Below are 7,714 nucleotides of genomic sequence, written 5' to 3' on the forward strand. Positions count from 1 at the left end.
TACGGGACGTAGAATTTTTTCTTTACAGATTGACTAAACTTTATGCTTAAAATTTCCACTAATCCCCCAAGTTTTCAACTTGATCCGTTTTCAACTTGATCCTACAAAAACATGTATCGTATTGAATACAAATAAAAAAGGCATCGTTTTGAACGATGCCTTTAAAGTATCAGTGCAATCTTATTGCAGTGTAGCGAGATCGGGAGTTGAACCCGAGACCTTTGGGTTATGAATCCAACGCTCTAACCACCTGAGCTACCTCGCCTTTTTTCTCCATCCGGACCGCTGTAACTACTATCAGTAGCGCCTGCTGCGCCAAAACGGGAGTGCAAAGATAACGGCTTAAAAATGAAAATTCAAAATGTATCCAACGTTTTTTTATAATTTTTTTTAAACAGTGCCGTCAGGAGCGGGTTTATCCCACTTTTTTAGCAGCGCTTCGTCGATGGATCTTACGTGCAGATCCTGCTGTGGATAAGGTAATTCGATGCCTGCCTTGTTCAGTGCGTCATAAATAAACGTGAGTACATCGCTTTGTTGGGAGCCGGCGTTATCCAGGTCGGCAATCCAGAAAAAGACCCGGAAATTGATGGAGCTGCTGCCAAATTCGTATAACAGTACCAGTGGGGAGGGGATAGTGAGTACGTCTTTCCGGTCCACAAAGGCAGATTGTATAATATCGGTCACTTGTTTTACATCGCTGCCGTATCCTACGCCAAGGGTGAAGGTCACGCGGCGGCGCCGGTTGGTTCTGGTCCAGTTAATCAGCTGTTGGGAGATGAGGTCGCCATTAGGGACAATAATTTCCGAGCCGTCGTAGGCGCTGATTTTGCTGGAGCGGATGCCAACTTCCTTTACAACGCCGGAGCGGGTGCCCAGTTCTATGACATCACCCACTTCGAGGGGTTTCTCAAAAGCGAGAATAATACCTGATACCAGGTTGTTGACAACATTTTGCAGGCCAAAGCCAATACCTACGCCCAGGGCGCCGATCACGATGGTGAGTTTATCCATAGGGATGCCGGAGGCGGCAAATGCCAGCAGTACGCCGCCGGCCAGCACCGCAAGACGGAGCAGCAGGAGGGCAGACCCCAATTTTGTTTTCTTGGAGGGGGTGGCACTTTGGCCCGTGTTGCCAAACATATAGGCGATGAGCTGCGAAGCAACGGTGGCTACCCATATCACCAGTATGAAAATGATGATGCTGCTGAAAGTAAAGTCGGAGTTACCGATTTTATGCCGCGAAGAAAGAAAGTCGGTGATGGCTTCATAAATAATATCGTATAAATAAAGGTTGCGGGCAACGATGACCAGCCAACCTACACCAGCAAGGATGGTCAGAAATGTTCTCAGTTTTCTTTGTACATCCTGGTAGTCCATGAAGGAGATGAAGGTGCTGGAATCTTTATTGGCTTCTACCTGTAGGTATACGGCTTCCATCAGTATTTTCACCAGTGCAAACAGGCTAAGGGCCATAACGGTATTCACAACCGCGCTGGAACCTATTACTTTGGCAGTCCCTACTCTGGCAAAGAGCACGAGCAGCAGAGAAAATGTGCTGGTGATCAAAAATAACTTCAGCATTAGCCGGGTATATTTAGGCTGCACAAACGTGGTGACCGCCGACTCTTTTAGTAGTCGGTAGGCAAGTCCAATAGAGAGGATGGCGCCAATCAGTAAACCCCATTGCTCGGTATAGGTGACTTCTATCAGCAGGTTATTGAGGCAGTAAATGAATAATAAGCCTACCAGGAGCAGCCAGTTTTTGAATAATGTTTTAGGGAGATGAGCACGGAAGATGATGGTCAATGCTGCTGCGGCCAGTAGCCAGGTAATTTCTGTAAAAAGAATAGGGTAGCGTACCGATAGTACCGCCGACAGTGTAGTAATAAATACAACGATGCTGGCTACGGGAAAGCGGTATACATATTTTGCATGTTGCAATATCGTTTCTCCTTCTTCCTCCGTATGATTTTGACGGATTCTTCTGATATTGTTATATATCCACCACGAAAGCAGTATGGCCAGTAGCAACCAGATAAAAAACACCGGCCATTGGATAGAAAAAAATATGGCCATCACCTTTGTGCTTTTATGCAGGGAGTTCTTTAGCACCGGGAAAAATTCCAGGGGATGAACACTGTCGCGGTGGGGATTCCAGAGGTAGCGGTAATCGCGTACAAACATATTGGCAGAATACTGCTCCAACCGGTAGTCCATGTCCTCATATAAATTCGAAACATCTATGTACCGGTTGGCGACTTTATTTTGCAACAACCCTATTTTAATGAGGTTATATTTATCGGCGCTGTCTACAGCGCGGAACTTGAGTGCCAGGTTGGTTATTTGCCCCAGGTAAAAGCCATACAGCTCATCTTCTGCGGGGATGTTTCGCATGGCGGTATCATTCCGGAGAGAATGAATGGTGTCGTTGATGTTAACGAGTTTATCGTAATACGAGAAGAGGGTACTTTGCCAGGAGGTGAGTCGGCGTTGTAGCTGTTCCAGCATTACTTTGTTGGTATAAATATCATTGATGTTGGGGGTGCGACCCAAACTGGCAATATTATATTTAACGAGGGCAATAGAGGTATCAGTCAGGGAAAAACCCGCGGTGATGCGGGAGGTGTCGAATCCACGCTTGAGTGAACTCATTAGGTCGTTCAGCATCAGCGTGTAGCTTTCTACGCGGTTAATCAGGATAGCTACGGCGGTATCAGATTTTTTTATACGATTGGTATCTTTCGCCAGTGCCGCAAGATTTTTCCGGATGGTGGCGCTGTCTATGGCTACGAGATGAATGGTGTCTGTCTTTTTTTTCTGCGCCGCCGTGGAAAGACTGCCGCTGATAGCGGTCAGCAGTAATATGATCTGTAGCAAAAATGGTTTAACCTTCATGAACATATGAAATGAAAATGGGTAATCCTTACTCAGGAACATTTTTTCCGCCTAAATGTTCCTGAATTTAAAACTTTTAAGCGGCAAGACCGTTAAGTTTTCCGAATTCGGTTGTTTACTTTTGCTCAGTACCTAATTCCGCAGTATTTTGTAGGTAATTGCCGGACCCTGAAAACTAGCTTATGAACAGAGAAATGCTCGTTACCGCATTAAGAAAGGACCTCGAACCCTGGGATATAGTAGTGATTGGCGGTGGGGCTACGGGGTTGGGAACCGCCCTGGAGGCGGTTACAAGAGGTTACAGGACCTTGCTGCTGGAGCAGGTGGATTTTGCAAAATCCACGTCCAGCAAAAGTACCAAACTGGTACATGGAGGGGTACGCTATCTGGCACAGGGCGATGTATCGCTGGTAAGAGAAGCCAGTGTGGAAAGGGGTTTGCTGGCTGCCAATGCGCCCCACCTGGTGCGTAATCTCGCATTTGTTATTCCTACTTTTAATTTCTGGGAGAATTTAAAATACACCATTGGCCTCAAAATGTACGATTGGCTGGCAGGACGTCTCAGTCTGGGTAAGTCGGTGCATATTTCCAGATCAGAAACGTTGGAGCGATTGTCTACCCTCAAACAGGATAAACTCGCCGGGGGCGTATTGTATCACGATGGCCAGTTCGATGATAGCCGCCTCGCCATCAACCTGGCGCAAACCATTGCAGATAAAGGAGGAACCGCACTGAATTATATGCGGGTCACCCACCTGCATAAAGATGCCGGAGGAAATATCAGCGGTCTAACGGTAAAGGATACACTAAATGAAGGAGACAATATCCACCTCAATACAAGGGCGGTGATTAATGCTACCGGTGTTTTTGCGGATGATATTCTGGAGATGGATAACCCACAGGCACCTAAGTCTATTGCGGCCAGTCAGGGCGTGCACCTGGTGCTGGACAGTGAGTTTCTCCCGGGTCACAATGCATTGATGATCCCTGCTACCAGCGATGGGAGAGTGTTGTTTGTAGTTCCCTGGCACAATAAAGTGGTGGTAGGAACTACGGATACACCAGTCAATCATATCAGTCTGGAGCCAAGGGCGCTGGAAAATGAAATTGAATTCATTCTCAGTACTGCCGGGCAATACCTTTCCCGGGCACCGCAACGCTCCGATGTGCGCAGCGTATGGGCCGGGCTTCGCCCGTTGGCGGCCGCCAAGGCAGAAGGGCATAAAACCAAGGAAATCTCCCGCAGTCATAAAATTATTGTTGCTAAATCAGGGCTTATCACTATCATCGGAGGGAAATGGACTACCTATCGCCGCATGGCAGAAGATGTGGTGCATAAACTGGAAGAAGTATTACGCTGGAAGGAAACCACCACCGCTACACCGCACCTCAAAATTCACGGGGCGGCAAATAATGTAAACTGGGACGATCCCTGGTATTTCTATGGTAGCGATGTATTGCATCTTCACCAGATGGTGGCCCGTCAGCCGGACTTGCAGGAAGAACTGAGCCGGGAATATCACATCATTAAAGCACAGGTGGTATGGGCCGTGAGAGAAGAAATGGCCCGTAATGTGGAAGATTTTCTGGCCCGTCGTACCCGCCTGCTTTTCCTCGATGCCAAAGAGGCAATACGTATAGCCCCTGCCGTAGCCAGGATTATGGCCACAGAATTACATAAAGATGAACACTGGGTAGCTACACAAATCAGTAGCTTCGAAGCAGAAGCAAATGGGTATCTGCTGGTGGAAGCATAAAGCAAAAAGCATAAAGCAAAAAGCCATCGAAGCGAATGATGAACAAGCAGAATATCCGCTAACGTCATCCGCTTCGATGGCTTTTTGCTTTATGCCTTAAGCTTTTTGCTTACTTCCAAACAAACTTCTCAGCTGCTGGTTTTACCCTTCTTCCCGGTTGCGCAGGCTCGTCTGTATAACCGAGATAAAAGAAACCAAGTACCAGGTCTTCATCTCCCAAACCCAGATAATCCTGCATGGCAGGGTGGTAGGTCATACCGCCGGAACCCCAGTAAGCGGCAAGGTTAAGGGCAGTAGCGCCCAGCCAGATATTTTCTACCGCACAGGATACGGCAGCAATTTCTTCTATTGCCGGAATCTTTGGGTTATTGCCTCTTTTCATGCAAATCGCCAGCACATGGGAAGCAAGGTTGCCCTGATTTTTCAGTTTATCGTAATTGCCCAAAATGTATTTGTCGGCAGGCGTATATTGTTTGTACAGATCTGCATGATCCGAACAAAACTGCTGCACTTTATCGCCGCTGTACACTACAAAGTACCATGGCTCCGTATAGCCGTGGGTGGGAGCCCAGTCGGCCAGTTGCAATAATTGTTGTACAGTTTCATCTGCTATCTTTTTGCCATTCATGCTGGTGGGTTTCACCGTACGACGCGCTGTTATTACTTGCTCCACAGCTATGGCTAATGTTGTTGTAGCTATCATAATATTGTTTTTATTTTCCTGTTTCCAGGCGAGCCTTCATGTCGGCCGGTAACTTCGCGATCTTACGAAGATGGTAATCAAAACAAATCATGCCGGTTTTGGCTTCGGCAATCGTAATCGTTTGTGCATTCCTGTTAGTAGTGATGCGATAAAATAATTCAAAGCCAAAGGCATTGAATTCTCCCGCTGCGATGGCTACTTCAAAAATATCTCCATGAAATCCTTCTCCTTTGTACGCCACGGCCACATCTGCCATAATCAGGCCTTTGCCGGCTTCGTGATCCAGCTCTTTATAACCAATGCTTTGAATAAACTGAATCCTTGCTTCGTGCATGATAGACAGTATCGCATCGTTGCCTACATGGTTGCCGTAATTAATGTCCTGTATGCGTACCGGTACCTGTATACTAAAAGGAAATACTGCTGGTAAATCTATCTTAATCCTTGCCATTACTATTTTTTAGGGAGATGCTAAACGTTTGTTGTTTGTTTCAGAAAGGCTACGAATTTTGCGAAGGCCCTGGCCCGGTGACTGTATTTATTTTTTTCTGTCAGGTCCATTTCTGCAAAAGCCCTGGTTTCACCTTCAGGAACAAAAATGGGGTCATATCCAAATCCTTTTCCACCTGTTGCTGCTGTGGTAATATGACCGTTACTCACCCCTTCAAACTGATGTTCTTTACCATCCAGGATCAGGGAAATCACGGTGCGGAATTGTGCACTGCGATCAGTTTGTCCTTCCAGTTCTGCTAATACTTTTACAATATTGTCGGCTGCTTCCTTTTGTTCACCGGCATAGCGGGCAGACAAAACACCCGGCGCTCCATTGAGGGCATTAATTTCCAGCCCGGTATCTTCTGCAAAACAATTCTCTCCGGTCATCTGGTGAATGGTCGTCGATTTTTCGGTGGCATTGGCTTCCAGGGTATCGTGTGGTTCCGGAATGTCAATGTCTATCCCGGCTTCCAGCAGGGTGATGATCTCAAACTGATCTCCCAGCAGTGACCGGAACTCTTTTACTTTGTTTTGATTGTTGGTAGCAAATATCAATTTCATATTAGTCGGATGAGAATGCGGTTTATTGTATTAAATGCCTAATAATTGTTTTAATCCTGCCCATAATCTGGCTTTCAGTACTTTATCACTGCCAATGAGCGCCAGTTCATCGGAAAACAGCAGGGTAGTTCCATTTACGGTAACCAGCTGATAAAGCGGAATATCATTGAGCCCAAGTTGTTCCGGTGCAATCCCAAATACAACGCTCCGTTCTATCTTCACTGCTGCCTGCCAGTCAGGAAATGTCAGGGAAGGGTGGTGCAACACGTTCAGAAGCGATACATCCTGCATGCCTAGTTTACAGGCATTTAATATATTGGTGAGGAGGTTGAATAATTCTTCGTTTAAATACGCTTCGTTTTCGTTTTGTATGAAGAGCGCAATGTTTTTTTGATTTTCTCCTAAATATTTGACTTTGGGCACCACTTTTTCCGCGACCTCAGCCGGCATGCTTTTCCCGGGAATGATTGGCTGGGTAAAGATTTTAGCCAGAAAATAAGGATCCAGTTGGAATTGCTCAAGCGACATATTTATTATCGTTTTATTTAATATGAAAACCCCGGCTGGGGAAAAATCAGTTTATTTGCACAGCCGGACCCGTAAGGTTTCGGCGGCACAGCGATTAAAAATGTAAAAATATTGAGATAAAATTGATTAACCATGATGGTAGATAAATCAACAGTTAAGGAAGAGGCACTAAAGAAGATCAAAGTCACCGGAACTACGCAAAGCAGACTGAGTGAAGTGGATTTCAATAACCTGGCATTTGGTAAAATGTATGCCGACCATATGCTGGTGGCCGATTTTGATGGCGAAGAGTGGGGAAATGCCGAAATTCTGCCTTTTCAGAACCTGTCTGTAAGTCCTTCTAACGCCGCCTGGCACTACGGGCAGGCGATCTTCGAAGGCATCAAAGCCTACAAAGATCCTCAGGGCAAGCCTATGATCTTCAGGCCATATGATAACTACAAACGCTTTAATACCTCCGCCGAAAGAATGGGAATGCCCCAGGTACCTGAGTGGCTGTTCATTGGCGGTATGGATATATTAATAGATATGGACCGCGACTGGGTTCCTACCGGCGCCGGCTGTTCTCTTTACCTGCGTCCTTTTATGATTGCCGCAGATGAGTTTATAGGAGTACGCCCTTCCGATACTTATAAATTCGTCATTATTAACTCTCCTTCTGGTCCTTATTTTAATAAACCTATTAAATTACTGGTACAGGATAAATATGTACGGGCTTTCCCGGGCGGCGTAGGCTACGCCAAAGCTGCCGGCAACTATGGCGGTACCATGT

The 7,714-nt window shown here is 46.2% G+C and carries 6 protein-coding genes, 1 tRNA gene and 1 pseudogene; 2 read left to right on the forward strand and 6 right to left on the reverse strand.

Annotated features, from left to right (window positions below):
• Window positions 1-191: 191 nt before the first annotated feature.
• Both VIP81_RS11245 and VIP81_RS11250 read right to left on the reverse strand, forming a co-directional pair.
• A tRNA-Met gene (locus VIP81_RS11245) sits at window positions 192-265 on the reverse strand.
• A gap of 125 nt (window positions 266-390) precedes the next feature.
• A complete protein-coding gene (locus VIP81_RS11250) occupies window positions 391-2,898 on the reverse strand; it encodes a mechanosensitive ion channel family protein (RefSeq protein WP_331960001.1) in 2,508 nt (835 codons plus the stop codon).
• Window positions 2,899-3,080: 182 nt separating this feature from the next.
• Between VIP81_RS11250 and VIP81_RS11255 the strand changes: the two genes are divergently transcribed.
• Window positions 3,081-4,655 carry a glycerol-3-phosphate dehydrogenase/oxidase gene (locus VIP81_RS11255; RefSeq protein WP_331960004.1) on the forward strand — a complete coding sequence of 525 codons (1,575 nt, stop codon included), beginning with the start codon at window positions 3,081-3,083 and terminating at the stop codon, window positions 4,653-4,655.
• A gap of 109 nt (window positions 4,656-4,764) precedes the next feature.
• Here the strand turns inward: VIP81_RS11255 and VIP81_RS11260 are convergent, their stop codons facing one another.
• Genes VIP81_RS11260 through VIP81_RS11275 form a run of 4 tightly spaced genes read right to left on the reverse strand, consistent with a single transcriptional unit; the run spans window position 4,765 to window position 6,942 of the window.
• A complete protein-coding gene (locus VIP81_RS11260) occupies window positions 4,765-5,358 on the reverse strand; it encodes a nitroreductase (protein WP_331960007.1) in 594 nt (197 codons plus the stop codon).
• A 10-nt stretch (window positions 5,359-5,368) separates the two neighbouring features.
• A complete protein-coding gene (locus VIP81_RS11265; RefSeq protein ID WP_331960010.1) occupies window positions 5,369-5,809 on the reverse strand; it encodes a thioesterase family protein in 441 nt (146 codons plus the stop codon).
• A gap of 20 nt (window positions 5,810-5,829) precedes the next feature.
• Window positions 5,830-6,414, reverse strand: a complete 585-nt coding sequence (gene rdgB, locus VIP81_RS11270; RefSeq protein WP_331960013.1) for an RdgB/HAM1 family non-canonical purine NTP pyrophosphatase — start codon at window positions 6,412-6,414, stop codon at window positions 5,830-5,832.
• Between the two features lie 30 nt (window positions 6,415-6,444).
• Window positions 6,445-6,942 carry a hypothetical protein gene (locus VIP81_RS11275; protein WP_331960016.1) on the reverse strand — a complete coding sequence of 166 codons (498 nt, stop codon included), beginning with the start codon at window positions 6,940-6,942 and terminating at the stop codon, window positions 6,445-6,447.
• Window positions 6,943-7,074: 132 nt separating this feature from the next.
• Between VIP81_RS11275 and VIP81_RS11280 the strand changes: the two are divergent.
• Window positions 7,075-7,714: pseudogene (locus tag VIP81_RS11280) on the forward strand (branched chain amino acid aminotransferase); the annotation flags it as partial.

This window comes from Chitinophaga sp. (genome assembly GCF_036566945.1).
In the GTDB taxonomy this organism is placed as follows: Bacteria; Bacteroidota; Bacteroidia; order Chitinophagales; family Chitinophagaceae; genus Chitinophaga.

Coding starts and splice junctions, on each gene's coding strand:
- VIP81_RS11250 (WP_331960001.1), bottom strand. CDS start 2,898: ATGAAGGTTAAACCATTTTTGCTACAGATCATATTACTGCTGACCGCT.
- VIP81_RS11255 (WP_331960004.1), top strand. CDS start 3,081: ATGAACAGAGAAATGCTCGTTACCGCATTAAGAAAGGACCTCGAACCC.
- VIP81_RS11260 (WP_331960007.1), bottom strand. CDS start 5,358: ATGATAGCTACAACAACATTAGCCATAGCTGTGGAGCAAGTAATAACA.
- VIP81_RS11265 (WP_331960010.1), bottom strand. CDS start 5,809: ATGGCAAGGATTAAGATAGATTTACCAGCAGTATTTCCTTTTAGTATA.
- rdgB (WP_331960013.1), bottom strand. CDS start 6,414: ATGAAATTGATATTTGCTACCAACAATCAAAACAAAGTAAAAGAGTTC.
- VIP81_RS11275 (WP_331960016.1), bottom strand. CDS start 6,942: ATGTCGCTTGAGCAATTCCAACTGGATCCTTATTTTCTGGCTAAAATC.